This window comes from Montanilutibacter psychrotolerans (assembly GCF_003719825.1).
Classification (GTDB): domain Bacteria; phylum Pseudomonadota; class Gammaproteobacteria; order Xanthomonadales; family Xanthomonadaceae; genus Montanilutibacter; species Montanilutibacter psychrotolerans.
This window is the reverse complement of sequence record NZ_RIBS01000005.1, coordinates 24,118-49,952: the sequence shown is the minus strand read 5'-3', so window position 1 is coordinate 49,952 and position 25,835 is coordinate 24,118. Positions and strand designations below refer to the sequence as shown.

The following is a 25,835-nucleotide window of genomic DNA, read 5'->3' as shown; positions in this document are numbered from 1 at the left end:
AGGTCGCCCGCAGCGCCCGGTGTTTACTTCTGCTTCGTGTAGACGAAAGACGTCGGCCGGTTGGGACCGGCCGGAAACGCCATCCAGAACGTCACCAGCGAATCGTTGCTGTCGACCGCCACCGGCTTGGCCTCGTAGGAGTGATTCACATAGCCCACGGTCACCTGGTAAGGGCCGCTTCCGGTCGATCGGGCATCCACGTCCACGTAGGCATTGGCGGCCACCTCGCCGGTCAGCACCCCCGTCGAGCCCTTGATGTTGTAGCTGATCGGTCGTGGCTTGAACTCCACCAGGCGATCGGTGGTGACGTTACCGTCTGCGATTGAATTGATGATCATCGTTGTCGTCCCTGAGTCGAAGGTTGGCGTCCAGCCTTACCCCTGCGCGATGCAGGCATCGCGCGTCCGGCGTGCGACTTATCCATTGCTGTCGACTTCCGACAGGCGCAGCTGACGCCGTGCGTTGCCGCCGCATGGCAGCCGGGCGAGTTAAGCACCCGCCCGTCGGAGCGTCAAACTGTTGCATCCCGCGCGCCGGGCGGCTTGCCGAGGGCAACAGATCGACGTGCCCATGTGCCGTCAGTCTTCCGCTTCCGCCGCTTCGCGACCCTGCTGGCGGATCAGTGCTTCCTCGCGCGCGTCGTTGATTGCGTGGCGCACGCTGTCGATATCGGGCTGCGACTCATCCTGCACGAACACACCGGTGAGCTCGGTGTCCGGACGCAGATCACCTGCCTCGAACAGCGCCCACATCTCTTCGGCGTACCAGGTCTCGAGCAGTTCCGGCGCCCATCGGCCAAGACTGGCGGTGATGTTGTTGACGTCGCGCAGCAGCATCGTGCGGCCCGCGTTGTTGCCGGCCGCACTGACCACCTGCGGAAAGTCGATCACCACCGGGCCGTCGGGCGCGACCAGCACGTTGTATTCCGACAGGTCACCGTGGATCAGGCCGACGCACAGCATCTTGACGATCTGCCGCACCAGGAATCGATGGAAGCCGCGTGCCTGGTCGGGCTCCAGTTCCACCTCGCCCAGGCGGGGCGCGGAGTGGCCATCGGCATCGACCACCAGCTCCATCACCAGCACGCCGTGGTAGTAGCCGTAGGGCTCCGGCACGCGCACGCCGGCGTCGCGCAGCTGGTACAGCGCATCCACCTCGGTGTTCTTCCAGGCCACTTCCTGCTGCTTGCGGCCGTACTTGCTGGCCTTGCCGATGGCACGTGCCTCGCGGCTGCCGCGCACCTTGCGGCCTTCCTGGTACTGCACGCGCTGCTTGAAGCTGCGCTGTGCCATGTCCTTGTAGACCTTTGCACAGCGCACGTCGTTGCCTGAGCGCACCACGTACACCGCCGCTTCCTTGCCGCTCTTGAGTGGGCGCATCACCTCGTCGATCACGCCGTCGTCGATCAGCGCCTGCAGGCCTTGGGGAGTCTTCATGGAATCCTGTGTCGGAGGGTCGCGGCGATGAAGCCGGCGCGCCCGGGGGGCGTATCTTCGCATTCCCGGCGACGGTGAAGATGAGCGGACGTCGCATCGCGCGCCTGCGGTGGGGAGCCCCGTGCCGAAAAACCCGCGTGAAAGGTGAACGGCGACGCGTCAGACCAGCACTTGCCGGGTCTGCACCAGGAAGATGTGGATCTCGCGCTCGGTCCGGGCGTCGATCATCCGATCCGGCGCCATGCCGCGCGGACAGGCCAACCGCGGCGTGGTGCCGAACAACCGGCAGATCAGCGGCCGCTCGCCGTAGACCGTGCAGCCGTGCTCGCCCAGATGGGGGCAGGCCAGCTCGGCCAACGCGGCGTCGCGCACGGCATCGTCCAGCCGGGGCAACCGGCTCATCTCTTCCGTCGATGCGGTGACCGGGCCGCAGCAGTCGTGGCAACCCGGCACGCAGGCGAATGACGGGATGCGTTCGCGCAACTGCTGGAGCTTGCGAAAGTTTGGTGTCATGCGGGAGGACTCGACCGGATCGGAGTGCCGCAGTCCATTGCGAGGCAGGCGCAGTCTAGCGGTTCAGCGCCCCAGCCGATGGCGCAGGGCAGGTCCAGCGCGCCCCGGCACGCGATCGACGTCGGTAACAAGCGCGACTCAGGGTCGTATGCGCTTTGCGTCCATGGCCGAGACCGATTCACGGACCAGCGATTCGAGCACCGCAAGGTCCACGTCGGCGAGCTTCTTCAGGTACAGGCATGACTTGCCGGTGCGGTGCTTGCCCAGCTTGGCGAGCAGCGCCTCGCGCCCCTCGAAGCCCGGCATCAGGTACAGCGTGAGGTCGTTCTTGCGCGGCGAGAACCCCACGATCGGCCAGTCGCCGGAACGGCCGCTGGCGGACAGGTAGCGATAGCACCCAAAGCCGACGATGCTGTCGCCCCACATGCGCGGCGCCTCGCCGGTGACCCGCTGCATGATGTCGGCGACCGCAAGACAATCGTTGCGACGACCTTCCTGGACAACCTGCGCCAGGAAGTCGGTGACGGGAACCGTCGTAGGCTGGGTTTTGGGTTCGGACTTCACGCGCGTCTCCTGATCGACGAACCGGCGACGACGGCCCCCGAATCGAGTGGCATCCATCACCGGCCCACGGCGGCCCGATCGCATCATGGACCTTTCCGGCGGACCGGCCGATGCCGACGCCCGTCGCGCACCGTGCTGCGCCGCTTGCCGACCATGGCCGAAAAGGCTCGCGGGAAACCCGCGCGGTCAGTCGTCGCGGTGGGCCGCGTGCGCGGCGGAGCCGCCTGCCAGCAGGTAATCGCGCAGGGCTTCGATTGCCATGCGCACTTTCGGCGGTTGCGAGTCGCGGCGCATCGTCACCGCGTACACGCCGATCGGCGACATCTGCCATTCCGGCAGCACCTGCACCACGCGGCCCTCGGCCAGTTCCGATGCGATGTCCACCTCGGGCAGGCGGGCGATGCCCAGGTGCTGCAGCATGAGCTGCTTGAGCGCCTCGGCGTTGTTGCCTGCGATGCGACCGTCGACGCGGACGCGACGCGTCTGCGCGCCGACGCGATGCAGCTCGACGAATTGGGGCTGGTTGAGCACGCTCAGGATCAGCATCGGATGCGTGCCCAGCTCCTCGGGCGATTGCGGCAGGCCGTGCTCTGCGGCGTATGCACGCGTGGCGACCAGCAGATGGCGCCACTCGGTCAACCGGCGGGCGATGAAGGAAGAGTCAGCCAGCGATCCGACGCGGATCGCCAGGTCGATGCGTTCGCCGAGCAGATCGATCTGACGGTCTTCGGCGAACAACCGCAACGACAGCTCGGGATACTCACGCAGCAACGGCGCCAGCGCCGGCGCGAGGTGGCGCGTAGCAAACGTGACCGGTGCGGCCACCCGGAGTTCGCCGCGCGGCGCGTCGCGCAGGTCACCCAGTCGGCGTTCGGCCGACTGCGCCGCGTGCAGCATCGCCGCACACCCTTCGTAGTACGCCTGTCCCGCCTCGGTGGTGGCCAACCGCCGGGTGGAACGGTGCAACAACGCGACACCGGTTTCGGCCTCGAGCTGGCGCAGCTGCTGGCTGACCGCCGACGGGGTCATGCCGAGCTCGCGCGCTGCCGCACTCATCGCTCCCAACTCGACCACGCGGGCAAACAGCGCCATGCGCTTGAGGCGATCCATTGTGAAGTCAGGCTTCATTGTGATGGCGATCTTTGGCGTCTATTCGCCGCCTTTTGTAGCACGGATACTGAAATCCCTTCAGGAGACACACCCATGAACCTTGCACTCATCGGCGCCAGCGGCTTTATCGGTTCCAGCCTGCTCAGCGAAGCCCTGTCGCGCGGTCACCGCGTCACCGCCCTGGTGTCCCAGCCCGAAAAGCTTCCCCAGCACGCCAACCTGACCGCCGTTGCCACCGACGTCCAGGACACCGCCCGACTGGCGACGCAGCTGGCCGGCCACGACGCCGTGCTGAGCGCGTTCAGTGGACACGCTCAGGAGGATGTGCGGGGCTACTACGTGCGCGGCATCGAATCGATCATCACGGCAACCCGCACGGCCCGGGTGCCGCGTCTGCTGGTGGTCGGCGGCGCCGGCAGCCTCGAGATCGCGCCGGGACAGCAAGTGGTCGACACGCCCACGTTTCCGGCGCAATGGAAGGCGACCGCGCTGGGCGCGCGCGATGCGCTGGAGCGGCTGGTCCAGGAAACCGAACTGGACTGGACCATGCTGAGCCCGGCCGCGAAGCTTGAGCCGGGCGAACGCAGCGGTCAGTTCCGCATCGGCGGCGACCAGTTGCTGGTCGACGAGCAAGGCCACAGCCGGATCACGGTCGGCGACTACGCGGTGGCGATGATCGACGAACTCGAACATCCGGCCCACTCGCGTCGCCGCTTCAGCGTCGCGTACTGATCCGCTACCGGCGCGTCAGGTGCCGGGCGGCGCGGACCGGATACGACGCGCCGCACGACACAGGCAGGCCCGGACGCCAATGCGGCGCACGGGCCTGACCTGCATCCGTAGGGTGGGCCCAGGCCCACCACTGCAAATGCCGCATCGCTGGTGGAACGCGCACGATCAGGCCGGGAACGGCTCCCGCCACGCCAGCAGTTGCATGAGTACGCGCAGGGTGGGCCCAGGCCCACCACTGCGAATGCCGAATCGCTGGCAGACGCGCGCGATCAGGCCGGGAACGGCTCCCGCCACGCCGGCAGTTGCATGAGTTGCTCGTGCCAGCGCGTGATCTGCGGATAGTCGGCAAGCGGCAACTGCGCCTGCTCGGCGTAGGGCAGCATCCGCGCGACGAAGAAGTCGGCCAGGCTCAGCGTTTCCCCGATCAACCACTGGCGGCCTTCCAGGTGCGCTTCGAGCACGCGCGCAAACTGATGGAAGTACGTCGTTGCCTGTTCCACTGCGGCCGCATCGGTGTTCTGCCCGATCCACGGCTTGATCACGCGTTCGAAGTACAGCGTGCCGGCATGGCGCGAGAAGTGCGCGGTCTCCCACGCCATCCAGCGGATCAGTTCGACCTGCCCGGCGGCCTCGCTTGGCCAGAGTGCGCTGCCGGCCTTGCGTGCGAGATGGGAGCCGATGGCGGCCGATTCCCACAGCCTCGCCTCGCCGTCCACCAGCGCGGGCACCTTGCCGTTGGGATTGATCGCGAGGAACTCCGGGGTCTGCTGTTCGCCCTGCCGGAGGTCGACGTGCACGTACTCGACGGGCAGCTCGAGGTGCCGCGCGACCGCGCAGGCCACGCGCGGATTCGGGGTACCGAAGTAGTAAAGCTTCATGGGTTGCTCACTCCATTGAGGGACGTTGGGATGACGCGCGCTTCCGGGCGCCGCGAAACCTGTGCTCGCGCCGGATACACCTATCTGCAGTCGATTGGTCCAGGTTCAAGTGCGCCCGGCGCGCGGTGGTTGGTCGCGGCTAGTCGTTGGGCGGCGTGAACGAGTACTGGCCCGACACCGGCACATAGACCGCGCCACCGTACGAGGTGTCGCCCGGCGACTCCACCGCGCCGGCATGCCGCATCGCTGCGCCGGCGTCGCCATCGGCCGGCGCAAGGTTGGCCCAGAAGGCGCCTTCGGCATCGAGCGTGGGTGGGTCGGGTTCGTGCATGAACTGCGGACCGGGCCGGTTGCCGTGCGCGTCGGCATAGGCCTTGGCGGCACGCTGGCGTTCGGTCACGTCGAAACGGTAGTCGATGACGATGCTCTGGCCGACGCGCGACGCCGCCGGATGCTTCTCGTCGACGATCTCCCCGACCACGGTCACACGGCGCAACACCGCGGCGCCGACGCGGGTGTCCTGCACGATGCGCGCGGTCTCGCGCAGACGCACCTGGTCGGGGGCCCGGCGCTGAAATTCGGCGGGATTGATCGCCGCGATGGCCGGCAGCGACACGCCGGCGATGAGTGCGAGCATCAGGATCGGCAGGCGCATGCGGACTCCGGGCTGGTTGAACGTGGCGTTCGGCGCCAGCGACGCTGCGACGCCGGTGACCAGGCAATCGGCGGCACGCTGAAGCACGGCGGCACGCTGAAGCACGGCGACACACGCTGAAGCACGGCGACAGAAGACGCGGAGGCGCGAGGCCGGCTTCGCGCGCTTAGCAGCCCTTGTTGCGCAGCAGGCCGGCCAGGTGCTCTGTCGCCTTGGCGTTGAACTCTGCGCTCATCGCGCTTTGCTCGCCACCGTTGCGACCACGCGCGATGGTATCGAGGGTTTCGCGCTGGTACTCACGAAGGCCTGGGCATCCGGCCTGCTCGACCCGACAGCCCATTTCGCGCAGGCGCGCCAGCGAGGCATTGGCGCACTGCGCCGCGGTCGGTGCGCCGCTGTCGCCGCGGCTTGCTTCCTCGTCGTCGCGCCGCGATGCCGCAGCACGATCGTCACTGCCCGACGCCGTGCCGGCCGCCGCCGGCCGCCGCGCCGCGCCCGGGACGCGCACCTGCTGCGCCTCCACCTGGTTGGGCGGCGGCGTATCGCTGTAGATCGTGCGCCCGTTGGCGTCTTTCCACTTGTACACCTGGGCATGGGCAAGGCCGGCAGCCAGCAACAGGGGAATGGCGAGGGCGGGGAGGACGGCGTGGGTGATCGCGCGCATGAGTCGAAATTCGAGCATCGGATTGAAGTCCGATTCTACCCGGCCGTACCGCGGGATTCCGTGCGCGCCCGGTCACGCCGCGGCGCAGTACCAGCGCCAGACGGCCTCCGGAAGCAGTGGCTCCACCGCGATGCCGAACGCGAGATGGGCATCGAGCGCATCGCGAACAACGCGTTGCCGCGGCGTGGCGATGGATGCCAGTTCGAGCTCATCCACCGACAACATGGCCTGGGTCCACGAGAACAATCCATCGCTACGCACCAGCATCTCGTGTCGAAGCCAATGCCACGCCGGGTCATGCAGCACGAAGCCCTGCGATGCCAATGCGCGGACCGAGATGCAGAGCGGTTCGCTGGCGCCGCGATACCACTCGCTGTGCCCGCCAGCCTCGGGCTGCACCGTCAACGGGGCCGGGGCGTTGTGCTGCTGGAATTGCCGCTGGAACGCGAGTTCGAGCCCCCGTGCGTCGCGAACCGAGTCGGTCTCCACCAGCAACGCGTGTTCGAGGTCGAACACCTCGAACCAGCGGCGGTGCAGCGCCTGCAGACGAGCGAGCGGATCGCGCGAGTGGCCGATCTTCAGCAGGTCCTCGTAGGCCGATGGCACCACATACAGGAAGCAGCGCCCACGACTCGGCGTGCGTGTCGCAGCGGGGTCCCGGGTGTCGATTGGCGGTGCCATGCCAGCAGGCTACTGCGGGCGGACATACGCGGGGGGCGTTGCGTGTCCACGGCTCCGGCACTGTTCACGTCGCCGCGATCGGCGATGTCGTCACACCGCCCTGGATGCGGTAGTTTGCCGCCGGCCCGTTCCCCGGTACGGGCCACTGCCACTGCGACGATCACGCAGGATCGTCTCTCTTCGCCCTTTGCCGTTGGCCACCCACCATGAACCTGGCGTTGTTCGATTTCGACGGAACGATCACCTTCGCCGACACCTACACGCCGTTCCTCAACTACGCCGTAACGCCACGCCGGCTCCTGCTGGGCAAGCTGCTGCTGGGGCCGATGTACCTGGCCTACAAGCTCGGCCTGCTGCCGGCCACGACGATGCGCCAGGCCGGCTCCGGATTCGGCTTCCGTGGGCGCCGTGCGGACGACGTGCGTCGCCTCGGCGCCCGTTACGCACACGACGTGCTGTCGACGCAATTGCGCCCCGAGGCGCTGGAGCGCATCCAGTGGCACCGGACGCAGGGCGACACGATCGTGGTGGTGTCGGCATCGCTGGACATGTACCTCGACGAATGGTGCGCGCAGCACGACCTCGCGCTCATCTGCACGCGCATGGAAGCGCGCGACGGCGTATTGACCGGCCGCTACCATCTCGGCGACTGCACCGGCGAGGAGAAGGCGCGACGCGTGCGCGAGCTCTACCGGCTCGACAGTTATCCGGTGGTGTATGCCTATGGCGATACCCACGAGGATCGGCAACTGCTCGACCTCGCCCATCGCCGGTACTTCCGATGGCAGGAAGTGGCCGCCTGAAGTAGCCGCCTCATTCCGCGGCGGCCACCCGTCGACGAGCGCCTCACCTCGGCACCCGTGTCAGCGTTGCGCGTGACCCAGCGCGATGGCCGAACCGGAGAACGGAACGACGGCGACGTAGCCGTCAGGCACCGGCGTGACAGGCGTGGCGGCGGCCGTGCCGAACTGGGTCACGCCCTCGCCCAGGCTCACCGCCAGGTCGTGGCGGCGGCCGCCAAACTCGAACGGCGTGCTTTCAAGCAGACGCGCGGAAAACACGTTCGAGGCGATCAACGGCGCTGCCGACGCCGTGTTGCCCGTGTTGACCGTGGTGCCGACCACGACGCTGGTGCGACGGAACCGGGCGATGCATTCGCCCCGTGCGAACGACGATGGATCGGCGAAGTTGCCGGCGGGCTCGCGCTGCAGGTACACCGAGAACCCGCCCACCGGATCGAGCGCGAGGTCCAGCGCACCGTTGCTGACGCCGCCGGCCTGGAACGGTGTGGCGGCGAACGTGAAATGCGCGGTCGTTTCGCCAGGTGCACCGTCAAACAGATTCGCCTCGATGCCCGCCAGGTGCAGGAAGTAGCCGAAGTCGGCCAACGACTGGTCGGTGGCGCGATAGAAGCGACCGGTGACGTACCAGGCGAGTTCGGCGGGCAACAAAGCGGACATCGACAACTCCATCATCAACGGCACGGGTGGCGTTCGAGCATAGCCAATCCCCCGGTGCGGAACATCGGCCCGCGATGATCAGGTGAGTCCCAGTCGCCGCGCGCGCACCGACGTATCCGGCAGCAAGGATTGCAGGTCGTGCGCGAGGATCAGCGATTCGCTGCGCCACAGCGACCGGGACTGTCGCGCATCGGGCAATGCCAGTTCGTTGGACAGCACGATGCGCTCGGCCACGACGCGCTCGCCGTGCAGCACGATGCCCAGCAATCGGCCGGTATGCGGCAGACGATGGACTTCGAACGAAGAGTTCGGAAACGGCACGTCGTCGTCCACCGATCCGGCAAGGCCATCGTCAGGCGCGGCGTCGTCCGCTTCCTGCGCGGGCAGTCCGAACAGCATCCGGTCCCCTGCCCGGTCGCCCCCGACCGCCAGCACATTGCCGCCGCCGATATCGAACAGGAACACCGCGCCTTCCTGTCCATCCAGTACCTTGACGAAGCGCGCCGACTCCAGCCGGATCACTTGCGCCGTCCCGTCCTCGTGATCGCGCAGACGCCGGCGGTGGCCGTGGAGATCGCGCAGCAGCGCGCGGCCCGCGATGCAGCCCGGGATCACCACGATTGACCCCCAGAACAGCACGGTGAACAACCGCAGCGTCCACGGCCCCGGATCGGCGGTAATCAGGCCCGCCAACGGATGGCCCTGCGAGGTCCTGGCAATGCCGGTCACAACCGCCACCGCGCTCAGGCCTGCGGCCAGCAACAGCAGGAACAACATCACGTAGCGCCCGACCGCGCCGGGCAGCGCGCGCGCCCACCATCGCCGAAGCGACAGCGTCAGTTCGGCGCGCTCGTCCGGCGTGAGTGCGCGTGTGGCGATTTCCTGCATCGTTCCGGCGTCCGTGTCCCCTGCATCGGATTATGCCGTCAAGGCGCGCGCAAACTTCGCCCTGCGCCTCGTTTCGGCGCACGACCCGCCGCAAGGTCACGCGGCCCATCGTCCGGGGCGTCGCGGATCTCAACGTGCCAGACGAGGCCACAACATCGGCAACAACAGGGCCGAGGCAACGAGCGCCACCGCGTGCAGCATCAGGGTCCACTGCGGATGCGCCAGCACCGCCAACGGCCCCTGCCCTTGCACACCCACGTAGGCCAGCACCACCAGCAGCAACTCGAACGGGCGCGGATTTCGGAACAGCACGCTCAATGCCAGGCCACCGCAGGCGACGCTGCCCGCAACCATCAGCAATGCCACCGCCGCCAGCGGATCGATCGCGCCGGTGCGCAGTGCGGCCGGCGCCACCGACACCATCGCCAGCACGACCGCCATGCCGGCGCGCGCCACCAGCAGCCGACGCACTGCGCCTGCGGCGACGAACAGCAGCGGCCCGGTGAGCGTCTCGCGTTCGCGCAGCATCACGCGCGAGAACACGTCCACGCTGGCCATCCACGCAACGATCACTACCACCCCCACCGCTTCGGGAGGCCCGAACGACTGCACCGCCCAGCTGCCCAGCAACGCCAACCACCACCACAGGCGCCGCTGGCGCAGAACCAGTTTGAACTCCGCCGCCATCACCCGACCGGACGCGAACGACTCCAGCGGCCGCAACACGCGATCCAGCCATGCCAGTCGGCGTCCGGCGCCGGCGCCGCGCACCGCCTCGGCACCGCGTGTACGCGCCGCGGCCCAGTCCAGCATCGGCGCCAGCGCGACGACGCACGCCATCGACAGCAACACCCAGACCGCACGTCCGCCCAGATCTGCCAGGCGCATCGGCCAGTGGTTCCACCGGAAAAGCCGCAGCCGCTCCACCGTGTCGCTCATGCCAACGCTGAGGTCGTGGCTGTTCACGTCGGGCATCGCCCGCGCCAGATGCGTGCCCAGATCGCGCATGACCATCGCCATGCCGCCCGGATCGCTGAGCCAGGTCTGCGTGGCCCACGCGGATTTCGACGGATCGAAATGATTTGCGAGGCTGACGTTCACCAGCACCCAGACGAAGAAGAACAGCACGTTGCCAGCCGTGCGGCGCAGCCACGGCACCAGATCGAACAGCACCGCGAAGAACGCGGTCACCGCCAGCGACGGCAGCGCCAGCACCAGCACCGGCTTGACCAGTTCGATCAGGTTGAACGTGCGGTCTTCGGCGTGGACCAGTTGCGCCACCGCGCCCACCGCCAGCCCCACCAGCATCACCAGCGCGAACACCGCCATGTGACTGGCCCACTTGGCCAGCAGGTAGCCCGGGCGCGTCATCGGCGTGGCCACCAGCAACTGCCACACCCGCGTATCGAAGTCGCGCACCAGCGTGCCACGCACCACGTAGAAGCCCAGCAGCGACAACAACGACGAGTACATCAGGCCCAGCACCAGCCCCACCCAGGCGCTGGAGTAGATGCCACGCACGTCATCGCCGAAGCCCACCGCGAACCGGCCGGTCTCGACCGCCGGAAAGCACCACCACGTCGCGATCCCCACCAGGGCGATGGCCACCCAGAATCGGGTGCCGCGGCCACGCTCGCGCAGGTCGGCCACCAGGATTGCCGCGAAGCGTCGCAACGCCCCCATCTCAGCGGCCCCCGTCGCGCGTGAGCAACCACAGGTAGGCGTCCTCGAGGTCGGGCGTGCTGGCCTGCGCGTCGGTCGAAGGTGGGTGTGCGCCGACGACGCGCAGTCGCACGCCATCGGGGCGGCGCAGCGAGTTGCTGATGGTGAATTGCGCGCGCGCCTGCGCCACCTGCGCTTCCGGAACCAGCCACTCCCACACGTGCCCGTGCGCCTGTGCCAGCAGCGGCTCCGGCGCGCCGCTGAACAGCAGACGGCCCTTGGACATCACCGCCAATGCGGTGGCACTGGCCTCGACGTCGGACACGATATGCGTCGACAGGATCACCAGCCGATCGGCGGCCAGATCGGTGATCAGTTGGCGGAACCGCAGGCGTTCTTCCGGGTCCAGCCCCACGGTGGGTTCGTCGAAGATCAGCAGTTTGGGATCGTTGAGCAGCGCCTGGGCTATGCCGACCCGCTGGCGCATGCCGCCGGAGAAATCCCCCAGGCGCCGGTCGGCGGCGTCGGCCAGGCCAACCAGTGCCAGGCAGTCGTCAACGCGCGCGCGCGACGTCGACGACGGCAGTCCCTTCACCGCTGCCAGATAGACCAGGAACTCGCGCGCACTCAGCGCCGGGTACACGCCGAAGTCCTGCGGCAGGTAACCCAGCTGCGTGCGCAGCGCATCGGGTTGTCGCGCGATATCGACGCCGTTCCACAGCACGCGGCCGCTGGTGGGCCGGGTCAGCGTGGCCAGCACGCGCATCAGTGTCGATTTGCCCGCGCCGTTGGGGCCGAGCAGACCGAGAATGCCCGACCCCATCTGCAGGTCGAGACCGGCGACGGCGTCGTGGCCTTTGGCATAGCGATAGCGGACCGTGTCGACGGTCAGTTGGCAATTCATGCGATCCCCGATCTGACGGCGGCGCTGCACGCACCGCGATGCAGGCAGTATCGAATCGCGACCGCGTCCCGCAGCGTGCCTTTCGGCGCCGTGACTTTCGGCTGCGGCGCAATGCCAATGCCAGGGGAACCGCGAGGCCGCCCGGGGCGGACCTCGGGCTGACACCGGTGGCGACTTTGCCGCCGGACCAGGTCGTCGACGATCCCAGACGCAAACGGTGCACGCACTGGCGGCGGATCCGGCAGTCGTCGCCGCTCGCGCCTGGATCAAGGCCTCGGGCAACTGCGACGACTGAGCGCACCACCCGTCGCCCCGCGACGACGCCTCACGGCGTCAGTAGACCCGATAGACCTTGCCGGTCTCGGCGCCTTCGACGCTGCGGCTGAAGCCCAGCGCCGCGCGGGCCGCCGTCACCGGCTCGAAGCCGCGGAAGTACGGGGCGTAGTCATCGGTCGATTCCTGCAGCACGTTCGGGCTGACGGCATTGATTCGGATGCCGCGCGGCAGTTCGATCGCCGCGCCCATCACGAAGCCGTGGATTGCCGAGTTGACCAGGCTGGCCTGGGCGCCGGAGCGGATCGGCTGATCGGCCAGCACGCCGGTGGTCAGCGTGATCGAGCCACCGTCGGAGAGATGGCCAACCGCCGCCAGCGCCAGGTTCACCTGACCCATGAGCTTGTCGCCAAGTCCCATCTGCCACTGCGCATCGGTAAGTTCCAACAGCGGCGCGAACGCGACATTGCCCGCCGCCGACACCACCGCATCGACGGAACCGACCTGCGCGAACGCCTGCACGATGCTGTCGCGATCGCTCAGGTCGATCCGGACATCGCCCGACCGTCGACCGGCCGTGATGATCTCGTGCCGCGCCCCCAACTCCGCCGCCACCGCCCGTCCCAACGTGCCCTGCGCGCCAACCAGAAGAATCTTCATTCCACGCTCCACGTGTCATCGCGGCCACGATGGCCGCGTTCACACCAGGGTGGTGTTGGCATCGATGCGATTAAAGTCACGCCCGCGCCGCGACAGCGTTCCATTCGTGGGCCGCGCGGTGGGTTCGATCAACCGACGAGCACATCCTTCACGCTTCGATCATGCCCTTCGTCGAGGCATATGCCGGGCAGCCACCATCGCCACCACACGCCAATGACCCGGATTTAACCCTGGGCGAGGCAGTCTGTTCGCCCATCCAAAGAAGTGGGAGACAAGCAGATGTCCTACATCGACGGTTTTGTGCTGGCGGTTCCGACAGCCAACAAGCAGAAGTTCATCCAACACGCCACCGACGGCGACTCGGTCTTCGTCGAGTACGGCGCCACGCGTGTGCTGGAGTGCTGGGGCGACGACGTTCCGAACGGCAAACAGACCGACTTCCGTCGCGCCGTGCAGGCCAAGGACGACGAGGCCGTGGTGTTTTCCTGGATCGAATGGCCCGACAAGGCCACCCGCGACGCCGGCATGGAAAAAGCCATGCAGGACCCACGCCTGAAGCCCGAAGCGAATCCCATGCCGTTCGACGGGATGCGTCTGATCTACGGCGGCTTCTCGCCGATTGTCGAACTGGGCGGGAAGAAGAACTGATCCGGGGCACGTCCGGCGCGTCGGTCGAGGCAGATCGGTCAGCGCGCAATCCGGGCTGACGATTGCACCGTACTAGGCGCGCGACGTGTCATCGCCCCACCGTGGGCACCACGACGCCTGCGATGCCCGCAGCCACAGCGCCGGTGCTGTGGCTGCCGCGGAGTGGGGCCTCGTTCGCCACGACACAGGGCAGGCCGAGACCTGCCCTGTGCTGGTTTACGTGCGGCGATCGTGCCCGTGACGCCGTGCCGTCACGGGTTGTAGAAGTACCCGTAGCAGTACCGGTTGCCGTTCTTGGTGAGATAGAACCGGTTGCAGTTGGTGTCGTAGCTGCTGCCAAGGGCCGTGATCATGAAGCCGGACAGGTAGACGCCGTTCAAGTGGTAGTGGCTGCCGTTGTACTTCAGGGACCAATGCTCGTGCGGGCCGGTGGAGCCACCGCCATTGCACAACGCCTGGCTGCGGGTGTTGGCCGGATTGCCAATGCGCGTGTTGGCGCTGACGGTGGCGCCGGTGCCGTATTGCAGATTCATCATGTGGTAGTAGGTCGTCGACCAGCCGCCCGCGTGCACCACCTCGGCGAAGCACGAGGAATGCCGCTTGAACGCGCCCCCCGCCGATGCGGACACCCAGATGTTGCTCTGGTTGCTGCCCCAGCCACCGCCACGGGACATGTCCAGCGACGACATCGGGTAGCTGCCCGAGCCGGTGTTGGTGTGCGCGCCGCCCACGTGCCAGGACTGGCCGCGCGGGTACGGGAACTGCAGGAAGCCGTTCGCCGGCCCGGCCAGCGCGTTGACGTCGGTGCCGCTGGGCTGCGCGCCAAAACGTCCCGACGACGCAACCGCCTTGCGCGGCTGATTGAACAGGCGCCCGTAGACCTGCTGGAACCCGCCATCGCCAAGCAATGCCGCATTGGCCGGGCTTTGGCCTGCCCGAACCTGCAACACCTGCAGCGGATTGGTGCGCGACAACGGCACCCGGCCCCGGGGCACCAGCGAGGGGTCTTGCTGCTCGTACAGGGCCTGGCGCAGGGCGTTGGCCACCTCGCGGGTCTGGGCATTGAAACCGTCCGCCTTCGACAAGGCCCCAAACGGGCGACGCAATGCATCCGCGTTGGCCCGCCGGCGGGACACGACGCCGCTTTGCTGCTCCATCAACGCAATCAGCACCTTCGGGCTGATGTTGCTGTACCCGGCCCAGTGCGAGATCGACTCGCCGTGTCGCGCCAGATGCGGCGCATGCCGGGCCAGGTAGCTGTCGACATCGAAATCGAACATCTCGTCGTACGTGTACACCAGGTCCGCGCCGGTCAATCCGGCGGTGGTGCCGCTGCCGCGATCGGCGGCCGATACCGTGTTGCCGATCGCCATCGCCACACAACAGGTCAACAGAGCCAGTCCTGCTCTCGAAATCGCCTTCATGGCATTGCCCTCGTCGAGTAGAGGCAGCATGTCGGCCCGCGTCAGCGGATCCGACATCGAGGCACGCAGTTCCTCCCCGTCCGCACCCGCCGCCCCGATGGGTGCCGATACCCGGACTCTAAGCTTCCGGCGCGCCCTCGCAGCGCGCCTTCACCCCATGAAACGAGACAGGCACGACAAATTCCAAATAGCGATACGGCATATTCGACGGAACTGCGCGGGCGGTCGCATTCCTGGCGGAGGGTGTCGATTTCGCTCCCCGTGGTTCGTCGTGGTGGAAACAACCCCCAAGGACAGCACCGATATGACGCTTCCCAAGCTCTATGCCCACCCCTTTTCGTCCTACTGCCAGAAGGCGCTGGTCGCCCTCTACGAGAACGCCACGCCGTTCGAGTACAAGTCGCTCGAAGACAAGGTTGCCCAGGCGGAACTGGCCGCCCTGTGGCCGCTCCGACGCTTCCCGGTGCTGGCCGATGGCGATCGCACGGTCATCGAGGCCAGTTGCATCGTCGAGTACCTGGGCCTGCACTACCCGGGCCCGGTGCGCCTGCTGCCCGCCGACGCCAAGGAGGCGATGGAGGTGCGGACAATGGACCGCTTCTTCGACAACTACATATCCACCCCGCAGCAGAGGATCGTCTTCGACCGCCTCCGGCCGGAGGCCGCGCGCGACGCCCACGGCGTCGCCGAAGCACGGACGCTGCTGGAAACCTCGTACGCCTGGCTCGACAACGTCATGGCCGATCGCACCTGGGCCGCGGGCGACGACTTCAGCCTCGCCGACTGCGGTGCCGCGCCGTTCCTGTTCTACGCTGACTGGACACATCCCATCGACACCACGTTCCGCCACGTGCACGCCTACCGTGCGCGGTTGCTGGCTCGCCCCTCCTTCGCACGTGCCGTGGACGAAGCCCGTCCCTTCCGCAGCTACTTCCCCCTGGGTGCACCCGACCGCGATTGACTCCCTCGGCTCCCCAGCGGACATCGCAGCCCGGGTGATCGCGGCTGACAGGAAGGCCCCGTGTCCAGCCGCGGGGCCGCTGGTCGCGGGGCACGCCGTTGGAAGGTGACGTGTCCCCGTCCGGGAAAGTCCCATGCGCCGACGGCCTGCCCTCCTTCGCTCGTTCCCGATGGCTGCGGTGATCGCGGTCATCGGGGCCGTCCCTGTGGCGCCTGCCCTCGCCCAGGACCTGCGGCCCGAATCGCTGACGCTGCACGGCGGAACCTACTCCCCCCGGTGTGCGGAAGCCTCCGCGCCCAGGGTGGAGATCGCCGCCAGTGGGCTGGTCGTCAGCCAGGGCCCGCGCCGCCTGCACACGCCGGTGCGCATGGACTCGTATACCAGCTTCGGCTCCGCCCCCACCTCCCCGATCCCCGAGGGGTACGTGGTGGAGTTCATCGGCGATGACTTCTCGCTGTATGTCTTCCAGGACGGCCGGGGCATGTACGTGCCACTCGACGGTTACGTCCCGCAGGCCGAGGCCGTCGTCGGCAAGGCCGGCATGGCCGCGCGCTTCGGGCGATGCGCGCAACCCCGGGGCCGGTGACCTACGGCCCGACGCGCCCTTACCACGCCCGCCTGGGCCGCCCGGACGATTTCACCCCTGGAGATCGACGATGAACGACGCTCCCACCCCCGATGGGATCCTGCAACTGGGACTCGGCTTCTGGGGTTCCAAGACCCTGTTGAGTGCGATCGAGCTTGGCCTGTTCACCGAACTGTCGAACGGCCCGCTCGACGGCCGGACGCTGTCGCAACGGCTGGGTGTGCACCCGCGAAGTGCGCGCGACTTCTTCGACGCATTGGTGGCATTGGGCATGCTCGAACGAAACGACGACCGGTACGGCAACACGCCGCAAACCGACCGGTTTCTCGATCGCAACAAACCGTCGTACGTCGGCGGGCTGCTCGAGATGTGCAACACGCGGCTGTACCCGTTCTGGGGCTCGCTCACGCAGGCACTGCAGACGGGCAAGCCGCAGAACGAAGCCACCCAGGGCGAGAATTTCTTCGCCACGCTCTATGCCGAACCCGGCCGACTGGAGGGGTTTCTCAAGGCGATGACCGGCATCAGTCTTGGCACGGCGATGGCCATTGCGGCGCGATTCCCGTGGCACCAGTACCGGACCTTCATCGACGTGGGATGCGCCCAAGGTGCCGTGCCGGTGCAGATCGCCCTGGCGCACGAGCACCTTTCGGGCGGGGGATTCGACCTGCCGCCGGTGGGGCCGGTGTTCGAGGCGTACGTCGCCGCGAACGGACTGGGCCGCCGCCTGCGCTTCCATCCAGGCGACTTCTTCAACGACCCGATCCCCAGCGCCGACGTGCTGATCATGGGGCACATCCTTCACGACTGGGATCTGGCCGAAAAACGTCGCCTGCTCGCCAAGGCCTACGAGGCCCTGGCCCCGGGCGGCGCGCTGATCGTCTACGAATCGCTGATCGACGACGAACGCCGGGAGAACGCCTTCGGCTTGCTGATGAGCCTGAACATGCTGATCGAGACACCAGGCGGCTTCGACTACACCGGCGCGGACTGCACCGGGTGGATGCGCGAGGCGGGCTTCGCCGAAACACGCGTGGAGCACCTGCAGGGACCGGACTCGATGGTGGTGGGCATCAAGTAGCGGCGGTGGTCATCGCGTCCCGGCGCACGCGTGCGCGCCGCGTCAGCCGCGCGGCTTCACGCTGGACGGCAGGACGACGAAATCATCGGTGCGCTCGAGCGAGTTCATGGCCGACAGCAGCGCTGGCGGTGGCGCGATGAGCCTGCGCTCGTTCAAGTCCAGCCATCCCCCGGCGCTGGTGACGCGCGCGCTGAGGTTGCCATCGAGGCGGAAGATCTCGTGTCGGAGCAGGAAGCGGCTCCCGTCTTCCGCGTGCCCCGCCAGGGCATAGGTCACCGTGATCGGTTCCTGCAACCCGACCTCCTTGAAGTACTCGACTTCGTCCTTCCTGACGACGGGGCCGATGCGCAGCCGGACGAAGGCCTCCATGGGAAATCCGTGTTCGATCAGGAACATCTGTCGCACGTCCGCGGCCTTGTCCAGGTAGGCGGTGTTGCGCATGTGCGAGTTGAAGTCCATGTCGCCCCAGCCGGCATAGAGGGTCTTGGTGTACACGGGATGCCTCCTGGTGCGCGGCGGATTGCCTCGGGCCCTACCTCCCTAGTAAACCCCAATCGGCTGGGGGATATGCACGGCGCGACACGGCGCCGCCGGCGGTCCGTCCAACGCGCGCGTGCCTTGGATCAGCCCGTCGCGCGCCTGTCGGCCCCCTGCAGGGCTGGCACCGATCCGGCGTCCCGTTCAAGCGCGGCGACCGGCGCGGTGGCGGAGCCACGCCACTTCCAGAGCAGGCCAATCAGGATCAGGTCCGTCAGCACGCCAAAGACACTCGCTTCGGGACCGAACTCGCCGCCGCTCAGCCAGGTGGTCTGCCCGTCGAAGACCGGTCGCAACCAACCGTTGTGATCGAAGCCGCTCACGCCAAAGCCCAGCAGATGGCCCTGCGCCCAGTTCCAACCCAGGTGCAGGCCAATGGGCAGCGCCAGGCTGCGCGTTCGCAGGTAGGCCAGCCCGAGGAACACGGCCGCCAGGCTGATGTCGATGGTGGCCCACACCCGCGTGGCGCCTTCCATGCCCGGATTGCTCCAATGCGCAGCGGCAAACAGGGCGGCCAGCGCGATCTGCGTCCCCCACGCGCCGATGCCGTCGAGCAGGCGCTGGAAGAGGAAGCCGCGGAACAGGATCTCTTCCAGCATGGCCGCGAAGAAGAACACGTACACGCCGTACATCATGGCGGCCACGCTTCGCTGCGGGTCCAGCTCGAAACGCACGTTGCCCGTGGCCCAGATCATCGCAGCGGCCGTCAGCAACGTGGCCATGCCGATGACGATGCCGCCGGCGAATTCCTTCACCCATCGCCGGTCGAGCTTGAACCCGACGCTCGCCAGCGACTGCCGGCGCAGGCGCACGCAGGCCCAGGTGGCGAGCAATGCACACAGCACCGGCAGGGGTTCGCGCCACGCCTCGTGCGCGTCCAGCTGCTTCAGCGCATCGACGATGGGCCGATGAATCACGCGGGTGACGGCAATGAACGCGATGAAGATCAGCACCCACCATCCGTTGCGAAGCCGGTGGTGACCTCGGTCGAAGAAGAGTGTGGTCAGGAATGCCTTCACGATTGCCCCCATTGCGATGTCTCCATCGCGCCCCCAGACGAGGCGTCAGTGCCGCGTGCATCGATGGTCGCAGCGCCCCGGGTACCGCGAGTGTGCTGTAGGTCATTGGGAGTTTCGCCCCGGTGCGACCGGTGGAGCGCGCCGAGGCGAGCCATCGGCTGCGGCGCATGTCGCGACCGCGACCGGTGCAGGGTCGTTTTATTGGCGGCGGCTGCGATCACGGGTTGCCACCAACGGGAGTTGGCGATCGCCGCTGCTTGCAGGCGAATGTCAGCGCCCGCAACACGCCGTGTCGATCCGCGCTGTACTCGTTCGTCATACCCATCAAGAGCGCCGAAAAAACCACACGGCGCGACGCTCTCCCACCCTTTCACGGAGTCACACCCATGTCCTTCCAGGCCTACCTCGACAACATCCAGACCAAGACCGGCAAGACCCCGGCCGACTTCCGCACGCTCGCCGCCAGCAAGGGCTACGCCAACGCCAAGGGCCTGCTGCCGGGCATCAAGGCGGGCGACATCGTGGCCTGGCTCAAGCAGGACTTCGAACTGGGCCACGGCCACGCCATGGCGATCGTGGCGCTGCTGAAGGGAATGAAGAAGGAAGGCGACCGGTAAGACCGGGAGCACGCGGTGGGCCTGCCTCGGCGGAGACAGGCAGGCCCCGGCCGTGCCTTCCGACATTCCGGTCGTTGCGCGATCCGCGAAGTACGACTCGCGACTCGCGATACGTGATTGGTGATCGGTGATCGGTGATCGGTGATCGGTGATCGGTGATCGGTGATCAGCAATCGCGCCTTCCGTGGATGCCAGCGGCAACCAAAGGTGGGACGGGGCCCACCTTCCGATTCGTGCCGCTCTCAGGTCACGTCGTCAGGAGGGTTCGCCGGTCCCGGCCAGCCTCACCAGCGGCGCCCCCAGTGCCTTGGGTCGTTTGGCGGGCGCGCACATGTTGCGATCGGCCGGGCGCATGCCCAGGCGCAGGTCGTCGCCTTCCAGCTGGACCAGATCGTGCTCCTGTTGGCAGTGGGCGATCGGTGCGAAGAACGAACAGCCGTTGGCGGAGATGTCCGTGGGCGTTCCTTCCTTCAACCCGCAACCATCGAAGCCGAAGCGGCGCAGCGTCGCCGGATCGGACGTCAGCAGGGTCAATGTCTTCCGGTCGAACGAGAAGACCGCGTCGTTGGCACCTTCAACCTGCGATGACGTGTCCTGCAACGCGTACGGTCCTTCGGCAACGAACGCGAACAGCGGCGTGCGCGCGGCCTGATCGCCGTAGAACCGCGCCTCCACGCGCCAGCGATCACGGCTGAACTGAAACTCGCGCGTGGTGAACGCTCCGGGCCCCGCGCTTTCCGGCGCCGGACTCTTCCAGTTGCCCACCAGTCGGTCGGCGGTCAGCGTCGGCGCGATGGCGGACTGCGCGGCGGAAGGAAACGTCGCAATCAGCCGGACGGGCCCGCCGGTTGCCCCGCCCACCTTGGTCGCGCCGACGAAGACCGTCGCGCCGGAGGCCGGCACCTTGCCCAGGTTGGCAACGCATTCGACGCCCCACTTGCCCGCGGCCAGCCAGCTCTTGTGCGCGCGGTACTGCTTGTCCTTGCCCGGGTCGAGCGACAGCGTGTCGACGCCGATGCCGACCACGTCGCGCTCGCTCGCCAGGAAGGCGGTGGCCTCCGGCGAGAACCCCGGAAAGTGCATGGTGGGCTCCAACTCGCCCGCCGCGGTGGGGCCTTCGGCGTTGATGAAGGCCGCGGCGTCGTGAATTCTTTCCTCCCAGCCGGAGTACATGAACACCGCCGCGCCAGCCGGCAGCCGCCCGTACTTCGCCTCCCAGGCCAGGATGTCGTCGACCGTCACGCTGGCATCCGCATCGCGACGGGCGCGGTCCCGGATGTCGATGACGGCGAGCGGCGCGATGAAATTGCGCACCGGCATCTGGTCGAGTGGCGTTCCACCGTCGACGAAGTGCGACGGGGCGTCGATCTGCGTGCCCAGGTGCTCATGAATTTCCCACTTGTTTGCCGCCACGCCCATTGTCGGGATGGTGGCGATGGGCGTGGCCTTGAACGGAAACGTGATGCCGGGAACGGGGATGTAGGGGAACTCGGGCGTCAACGTGTGCGTCAGGTCAACGATGTTCTGGGTCGACACGGTGGGCGCGGACGCCGCATCCCGGGCCGGGCCCGATGCGAGGGCGAGGTGTTGCGAGGAAAGCAACAGCAGTGCAAATCCGATTGATCGCAAGCGATGGTTCTTGGCGGGTATCACAACGTTCTCCAATCCCTGGCCAGTTGTGCCTGGCGGTGCCGTCGACGCGACGCGCCGACTCCGTGCGATGGTCCCCGTATCCGATGACGGTGGATGCGTCGCGTGCCGTAAGCTAACAGAGTGGCTTACCGACAAATACGCACCGCGAGGTAACCTGAATTGAGCCGTCGAACACCCGCGGCGAACCGTCCGCGATCGGAATCGCCCGCCTATGTCTGCCCGGTCGACATCACCCTTTCGGTCATTCGCGGCAAATGGAAGCCGTTGATCCTCTGGCTGTTGAGCGACGGCGCAATGCGCTTCAGCGAACTGGAAGCCGCGATTCCGCAGATCGCCCACAAAGTGCTCAGCCAGCAGCTACGGCAGTTGGAGCGAAACGGCGTGATCCATCGCACCGCCCAACCCGCATCGCAGACCGCGGCCTACGAGCTGACCACGTTCGGACAGAGCCTTGGCCCGGCGCTCACGGCGTTGGCGGAATGGGGCAAGCGACACCAGGACCAACTTGCCGACGTGGTGCCCGGCTAGAACCCAAGACGCAGGGTAGGCTCAGCCCACCATCGTTCCGGCGAGACGTAGGGTGGGCTCAAGCCCACCATCACGAAACTCCGCACATGCCACGAGGACAAGGCTCGCGTGGGCGCGTTCGGCCGGCGATGCGGCATTCGCGCGCGGTGGGCCTGGGCCCACCCTACGGCAATGCAGATGTCGGGTGGGCTCAAGAGACGTAGGGTGGGCTCAAGCCCACCATCACGAAACGCCGATGAGACGCAGGGTGGGCTCAAGCCCACCACCACGTTGCCACAAGGGCTGGACTGGCGTGGGGTGTGGGGCGTGCCGTCGATGCGGCATTCGCGGCGGTGGGCCTGGGCCCACCCTACGGCAATGCATGGGCTCAAGCCCACCATCACGAAGCTCCGAACATGCCACGAGGACGAGGCTCGCGTGGGCGCGTTCGGTCGGCGATGCGGCATTCGCGGCGGTGGGCCTGGGCCCACCCTACGGCAATGCAGATGTCGGGTGGGCTCAAGAGACGTAGGGTGGGCTCAAGCCCACCATCACGAAGCTCCGTACATGCCACGAGGACAAGGCTCGCGTGGGCGCGTTCGGCCGGCGATGCGGCATTCGCGCGCGGTGGGCCTGGGCCCACCCTACGGCAATGCAGATGTCGGGTGGGCTCAAGAGACGTAGGGTGGGCTCAAGCCCACCATCACGAAACGCCGATGAGACGTAGGGTGGGCTCAAGCCCACCACCACGTTGCCACAAGGGCTGGACTGGCGTGGGGTGTGGGGCGTGCCGTCGATGCGGCATTCGCGGCGGTGGGCCTGGGCCCACCCTACGGCAATGCATGGGCTCAAGCCCACCATCACGAAGCTCCGAACATGCCACGAGGACGAGGCTCGCGTGGGCGCGTTCGGTCGGCGACGCGGCATTCGCGGCGGTGGGCCGGGGCCCACCCTACGGCAATGCAGATGTCGGGTGGGCTCAAGCCCACCATCACGAAGCTCCGAACATGCCACGAGGACAAGGCTCGCGTGGGCGCGTTCGGCCGGCGACGCGGCATTCGCGCGCGGTGGGCCTGGGCCCACCCTACGGCAATGCAGCATTCTCGGAGGTGGGCCTGGGCCCACCCTACGGCGATGCGGCATTCGCGGTGGTGGGGCTGGGCGTATTCGCGCGTGGTGGGCCTGGGCCCACCCTACGCAACTGGATTACGCCATTGCCGGTTGCTGCTGCGTGGGCACGTTGCTCGAAGCAGCAGTGCCGGCTCGCCAGAACGCCTGCAGCTGGTCGGCCGTGCCGTTGAACTGATCGCGGTCGCAGCGACCCACGCCGGAGACCTCGTAGGGGCCATTGCCGGCGGCGCCGTCGGTGTATTGCCAGAGGGTCCAGGTCGACCACGCCTTCGGGATCAGCGGCGTGGCCGCGTACTGGGCCAGCCACAACCAGCACTTGGACAACTCGGTCTGCGACGGGCCGGTGATGCCTGCCGTGGACAGCGCCTGCTTGATCGTCGAACCCGAATACAGACCCGGATAGCGACCGGTGGCGTGATAGATGTGGTGGACGAACTGCTCGGCCTCGTCGAGCGTCATGCTCCCGCCCTGCGGGTTCGATTCGAAGTCGAGCACCAGCAGCGCGTCCGTTCCCGCGACCGCCAGCAGGCGCTCGGCCTGCGCGTCCGCATCGCCCGCCGTGCCGAAATGGTACGCACCGAACAACAACCCCGCGTCCTGGATGCGCTTGCGGTTGTCGGCAAAGGTGGGATCCACGTACGCCGATCCCTGGGTGGCCTTGTGGATCACGCCCAGTATCCCGGCCTGCCGCACCGTGTCGAAACTGGAAATCTGGTTGTGATGCGAGATGTCGATGACCGCGTTCAACATGGCGCCTCCGTGCGTCGATGATCCGGGTGGTTGCGAAGCCCCGCTGGGCGAGTGAGTTGTAGCACCTGTGCGGAGGGGGCGGCCAGCACATCGGCGGGCACCCGATCGGAGGCGGCGCCACCCTGCACTCCCTGCCAGCCGCCACGAGACGCCGCGCCAAATGGGGAGCCGCCCCGCCGCTGGACGAACACGCGGTCAGCAATTCCCGTGCGGCGCAGCCGCTGCACCGGGTTCCCTTACCCGGGACCTCACGTGCCGCGACGTACGCTCGGCGCCTGGAGGTGCACCGTGACCCACGCAACCGATCGCATCGAAAAGCAGACCCTGCTGCATGCGCCGCGCGAACGCGTATGGCAGGCCATTCGTCAGCCGGAACAATTCGGCCATTGGTTCGGCGCCGAGTTCGACGGCGACTTCGCTCCCGGTCGTCACCTGAGCGGCCGGATCGTGCCGACGCAAGTCGATCCCGAGGTGGCCAAAATGCAGGAGCCCTACCGCGGCGCGGCGCTGGAGCTCGACGTCCACCGCATCGAACCCGAGCGCCTGCTGGCGTTCCGCTGGCATCCCGGCGTCCCCGACCCCGCCGTCGATCCGGCACAGCAGCCCACCACCCTGGTGGAGTTTGCGTTGGACGATGCACCCGGTGGCACGTTGCTGACGATCACCGAGTCCGGCTTCGACCGCCTGCCGTCCGATCGTCGCCAGGAGGCGTACGCCTCCAACGAGGGCGGATGGGAGAAGCAGTTGGAGTTGATCGACAAGTACCTCGCGCAGAACGCGTCGGGGCACGTGCCCGAGTCGTAGGGTGAAGTCGGGGTCTGTCGCGTGCCGGTTGCCGCGAGGCTGGGGCGGCGCTTCGCCTACCCCAGCCGGTTCGTTCGTCGTTTATGCCGGGTGCGCCAGCGCGAAATCGATGGCCGCGCACACCGCGGCCACCTGGGCGGCGTTGCACTGCTCGGGGGTGGCGCGCGGACTGTCCGGATAGACCTCGGTGGTGGTGGTGTAACGCGCGTTGGTGATGCCGGCGCACAGGCCGAGCTGCTTGAGCGGGTAGTTGATGACGCCCGGTGCCACCACGGGCGAGCCGATGATCTCGCCGTTGCCATCGGCCGGGGCGATGTGGGTGACTTTGGCCACCGCCGCGATCACCGCCTGCTGGAACGCCGGCTGCGGGTTCTCGGTGTCGCCTACGGTGTAGAAGCCGTCGGGGATCTCACCGGGCTCACTGGGCTTGCCGTCGCGTGCGGCCAGTGCGGGCCGGAACTCGGACTCGTCCGTGTCGGTGGTTTCGTGCAGGTCGATGTGCATGAGCATGCCATCGCGCTGCGGTGCGACCAGCCGCATCAGCGCCGCCGACTCCGGCGCCGGGCTGTCGGCACGGAACGAGCGGTTCGGGTCGATCGCCTGGGGGTTCCAACGGTGCACGCGCTCGTAGGCCCAGGGGCTGACGCACGGCGCGACCAGCAGGTTGGCGCGACCTTCGTAGTCCGCCGCATGTTGATCGACGAACTGCAACGCCCCGTGGACGCCACTGGTTTCGTAGCCATGCACGCCGCCGGTGACCAGCATGCAGGGCAGATCGTCGCGCCAGTTCCGGCTCCTGATCGCCAACAGCGGGTAGGCGTCAGGGGCATAGTCCAGGCGACCGTACTCCACCACCTCGAATCGCGAACGCAAGCGATCGATCACGCTCAGCACGTCGACCGCATAGCTGCGCTGCCGGGTCTGTCGCGACAGCCATTCGGACGTTTCCGCGTCGCCCCAGGGCTGTCCGGGCGTGCCGATGGGGTAGAAGGCTTCAGTCATCACGTCGCTCGTCTTGTCATGCGTTGCGCAAGGGC

29 protein-coding genes are annotated in these 25,835 nt (G+C 67.5%); 9 read left to right on the top strand and 20 right to left on the bottom strand.

Going from position 1 to position 25,835, the window contains the following annotated elements; translation table 11 throughout:
• Positions 1-23: 23 nt before the first annotated feature.
• The 5 genes from EER27_RS11350 to EER27_RS11330 all read right to left on the bottom strand — a co-directional run bounded on the left by EER27_RS11350 (position 24) and on the right by EER27_RS11330 (position 3,641).
• On the bottom strand, positions 24-338 hold the full coding sequence (locus EER27_RS11350) for a hypothetical protein (protein ID WP_123088240.1): 315 nt from the start codon (positions 336-338) through the stop codon (positions 24-26).
• 240 nt (positions 339-578) lie between these two features.
• Positions 579-1,436 carry a PA4780 family RIO1-like protein kinase gene (locus tag EER27_RS11345; RefSeq protein ID WP_123088239.1) on the bottom strand — a complete coding sequence of 286 codons (858 nt, stop codon included), beginning with the start codon at positions 1,434-1,436 and terminating at the stop codon, positions 579-581.
• Positions 1,437-1,595: 159 nt separating this feature from the next.
• Positions 1,596-1,949: a YkgJ family cysteine cluster protein gene (locus EER27_RS11340; protein WP_123088238.1), complete on the bottom strand. Its 354-nt coding sequence runs from the start codon at positions 1,947-1,949 to the stop codon at positions 1,596-1,598.
• A 138-nt stretch (positions 1,950-2,087) separates the two neighbouring features.
• Entirely contained in the window at positions 2,088-2,513 is a 426-nt protein-coding gene (locus EER27_RS11335) for a DUF1801 domain-containing protein (RefSeq protein WP_223807298.1), read from the bottom strand.
• A gap of 186 nt (positions 2,514-2,699) precedes the next feature.
• Entirely contained in the window at positions 2,700-3,641 is a 942-nt protein-coding gene (locus tag EER27_RS11330; protein WP_223807297.1) for a LysR family transcriptional regulator, read from the bottom strand.
• 75 nt (positions 3,642-3,716) lie between these two features.
• On the opposite strand from EER27_RS11330, the gene EER27_RS11325 reads away from it, so the two are divergent.
• Positions 3,717-4,355 carry an NAD(P)-dependent oxidoreductase gene (locus EER27_RS11325; protein WP_123088235.1) on the top strand — a complete coding sequence of 213 codons (639 nt, stop codon included), beginning with the start codon at positions 3,717-3,719 and terminating at the stop codon, positions 4,353-4,355.
• 269 nt (positions 4,356-4,624) lie between these two features.
• On the opposite strand, the gene EER27_RS11320 is transcribed toward EER27_RS11325, so the two are convergent.
• The 4 genes from EER27_RS11320 to EER27_RS11305 all read right to left on the bottom strand — a co-directional run bounded on the left by EER27_RS11320 (position 4,625) and on the right by EER27_RS11305 (position 7,233).
• Entirely contained in the window at positions 4,625-5,233 is a 609-nt protein-coding gene (locus EER27_RS11320; protein WP_123088234.1) for a glutathione S-transferase family protein, read from the bottom strand.
• Between the two features lie 139 nt (positions 5,234-5,372).
• Positions 5,373-5,975, bottom strand: coding sequence for a hypothetical protein (locus EER27_RS11315; protein WP_148041008.1), 603 nt, complete (start codon positions 5,973-5,975; stop codon positions 5,373-5,375).
• Between the two features lie 79 nt (positions 5,976-6,054).
• Positions 6,055-6,552 (bottom strand): DUF4124 domain-containing protein, encoded by a 498-nt coding sequence (locus EER27_RS11310; protein WP_190285758.1) that lies wholly within the window; start codon positions 6,550-6,552, stop codon positions 6,055-6,057.
• Positions 6,553-6,624: 72 nt separating this feature from the next.
• Positions 6,625-7,233, bottom strand: a complete 609-nt coding sequence (locus tag EER27_RS11305; protein ID WP_123088231.1) for a GIY-YIG nuclease family protein — start codon at positions 7,231-7,233, stop codon at positions 6,625-6,627.
• A gap of 206 nt (positions 7,234-7,439) precedes the next feature.
• Between EER27_RS11305 and EER27_RS11300 the strand changes: the two genes are divergently transcribed.
• Positions 7,440-8,036, top strand: coding sequence for an HAD-IB family hydrolase (locus EER27_RS11300; protein ID WP_123088230.1), 597 nt, complete (start codon positions 7,440-7,442; stop codon positions 8,034-8,036).
• 60 nt (positions 8,037-8,096) lie between these two features.
• On the opposite strand, the gene EER27_RS11295 is transcribed toward EER27_RS11300, so the two are convergent.
• The 5 genes from EER27_RS11295 to EER27_RS11275 form a co-directional block, all read right to left on the bottom strand.
• Positions 8,097-8,693 (bottom strand): hypothetical protein, encoded by a 597-nt coding sequence (locus tag EER27_RS11295; RefSeq protein ID WP_148041007.1) that lies wholly within the window; start codon positions 8,691-8,693, stop codon positions 8,097-8,099.
• A 78-nt stretch (positions 8,694-8,771) separates the two neighbouring features.
• Entirely contained in the window at positions 8,772-9,581 is an 810-nt protein-coding gene (locus EER27_RS11290; protein WP_123088228.1) for a hypothetical protein, read from the bottom strand.
• 129 nt (positions 9,582-9,710) lie between these two features.
• The gene (locus EER27_RS11285) at positions 9,711-11,264 is read right to left on the bottom strand and encodes an ABC-2 transporter permease (RefSeq protein WP_190285757.1); all 1,554 of its coding nucleotides are present in this window, start codon (positions 11,262-11,264) and stop codon (positions 9,711-9,713) included.
• A 1-nt stretch (position 11,265) separates the two neighbouring features.
• Entirely contained in the window at positions 11,266-12,147 is an 882-nt protein-coding gene (locus tag EER27_RS11280; protein ID WP_123088226.1) for an ABC transporter ATP-binding protein, read from the bottom strand.
• A 333-nt stretch (positions 12,148-12,480) separates the two neighbouring features.
• A complete protein-coding gene (locus EER27_RS11275) occupies positions 12,481-13,080 on the bottom strand; it encodes a short chain dehydrogenase (RefSeq protein WP_123088225.1) in 600 nt (199 codons plus the stop codon).
• Between the two features lie 279 nt (positions 13,081-13,359).
• On the opposite strand from EER27_RS11275, the gene EER27_RS11270 reads away from it, so the two are divergent.
• Positions 13,360-13,728 carry a DUF1428 domain-containing protein gene (locus EER27_RS11270; protein WP_123088224.1) on the top strand — a complete coding sequence of 123 codons (369 nt, stop codon included), beginning with the start codon at positions 13,360-13,362 and terminating at the stop codon, positions 13,726-13,728.
• A gap of 251 nt (positions 13,729-13,979) precedes the next feature.
• Here EER27_RS11270 and EER27_RS11265 read toward each other — a convergent pair whose 3' ends face one another.
• Positions 13,980-15,209, bottom strand: a complete 1,230-nt coding sequence (locus tag EER27_RS11265; protein ID WP_148041006.1) for a M23 family metallopeptidase — start codon at positions 15,207-15,209, stop codon at positions 13,980-13,982.
• Between the two features lie 247 nt (positions 15,210-15,456).
• Here EER27_RS11265 and EER27_RS11260 point away from each other — a divergent pair, with 247 nt between their 5' ends.
• The 3 genes from EER27_RS11260 to EER27_RS11250 all read left to right on the top strand — a co-directional run bounded on the left by EER27_RS11260 (position 15,457) and on the right by EER27_RS11250 (position 17,780).
• The gene (locus EER27_RS11260) at positions 15,457-16,113 is read left to right on the top strand and encodes a glutathione S-transferase family protein (protein WP_123088222.1); all 657 of its coding nucleotides are present in this window, start codon (positions 15,457-15,459) and stop codon (positions 16,111-16,113) included.
• Between the two features lie 169 nt (positions 16,114-16,282).
• The gene (locus EER27_RS11255) at positions 16,283-16,699 is read left to right on the top strand and encodes a hypothetical protein (protein WP_123088221.1); all 417 of its coding nucleotides are present in this window, start codon (positions 16,283-16,285) and stop codon (positions 16,697-16,699) included.
• Positions 16,700-16,769: 70 nt separating this feature from the next.
• Positions 16,770-17,780: a methyltransferase gene (locus EER27_RS11250; protein ID WP_123088220.1), complete on the top strand. Its 1,011-nt coding sequence runs from the start codon at positions 16,770-16,772 to the stop codon at positions 17,778-17,780.
• A 42-nt stretch (positions 17,781-17,822) separates the two neighbouring features.
• Here EER27_RS11250 and EER27_RS11245 read toward each other — a convergent pair whose 3' ends face one another.
• Positions 17,823-18,275 carry a thioesterase family protein gene (locus EER27_RS11245; RefSeq protein WP_123088219.1) on the bottom strand — a complete coding sequence of 151 codons (453 nt, stop codon included), beginning with the start codon at positions 18,273-18,275 and terminating at the stop codon, positions 17,823-17,825.
• 128 nt (positions 18,276-18,403) lie between these two features.
• Positions 18,404-19,348, bottom strand: coding sequence for a CPBP family intramembrane glutamic endopeptidase (locus EER27_RS11240; protein WP_123088218.1), 945 nt, complete (start codon positions 19,346-19,348; stop codon positions 18,404-18,406).
• A gap of 374 nt (positions 19,349-19,722) precedes the next feature.
• On the opposite strand from EER27_RS11240, the gene EER27_RS11235 reads away from it, so the two are divergent.
• Positions 19,723-19,953 carry a DUF4287 domain-containing protein gene (locus EER27_RS11235; protein ID WP_123088217.1) on the top strand — a complete coding sequence of 77 codons (231 nt, stop codon included), beginning with the start codon at positions 19,723-19,725 and terminating at the stop codon, positions 19,951-19,953.
• Between the two features lie 255 nt (positions 19,954-20,208).
• Here EER27_RS11235 and EER27_RS17115 read toward each other — a convergent pair whose 3' ends face one another.
• Entirely contained in the window at positions 20,209-21,582 is a 1,374-nt protein-coding gene (locus EER27_RS17115; protein WP_223807296.1) for a cyclase family protein, read from the bottom strand.
• Between the two features lie 183 nt (positions 21,583-21,765).
• On the opposite strand from EER27_RS17115, the gene EER27_RS11225 reads away from it, so the two are divergent.
• On the top strand, positions 21,766-22,134 hold the full coding sequence (locus tag EER27_RS11225) for a winged helix-turn-helix transcriptional regulator (RefSeq protein WP_123088216.1): 369 nt from the start codon (positions 21,766-21,768) through the stop codon (positions 22,132-22,134).
• Positions 22,135-23,319: 1,185 nt separating this feature from the next.
• On the opposite strand, the gene EER27_RS11220 is transcribed toward EER27_RS11225, so the two are convergent.
• Positions 23,320-23,994: a glycoside hydrolase family 25 protein gene (locus tag EER27_RS11220; RefSeq protein ID WP_123088215.1), complete on the bottom strand. Its 675-nt coding sequence runs from the start codon at positions 23,992-23,994 to the stop codon at positions 23,320-23,322.
• Positions 23,995-24,282: 288 nt separating this feature from the next.
• On the opposite strand from EER27_RS11220, the gene EER27_RS11215 reads away from it, so the two are divergent.
• Entirely contained in the window at positions 24,283-24,798 is a 516-nt protein-coding gene (locus tag EER27_RS11215; RefSeq protein WP_123088214.1) for an SRPBCC family protein, read from the top strand.
• A gap of 81 nt (positions 24,799-24,879) precedes the next feature.
• On the opposite strand, the gene EER27_RS11210 is transcribed toward EER27_RS11215, so the two are convergent.
• A complete protein-coding gene (locus EER27_RS11210; protein ID WP_223807295.1) occupies positions 24,880-25,803 on the bottom strand; it encodes a M14 family metallopeptidase in 924 nt (307 codons plus the stop codon).
• Between the last annotated feature and the right edge of the window lie 32 nt (positions 25,804-25,835).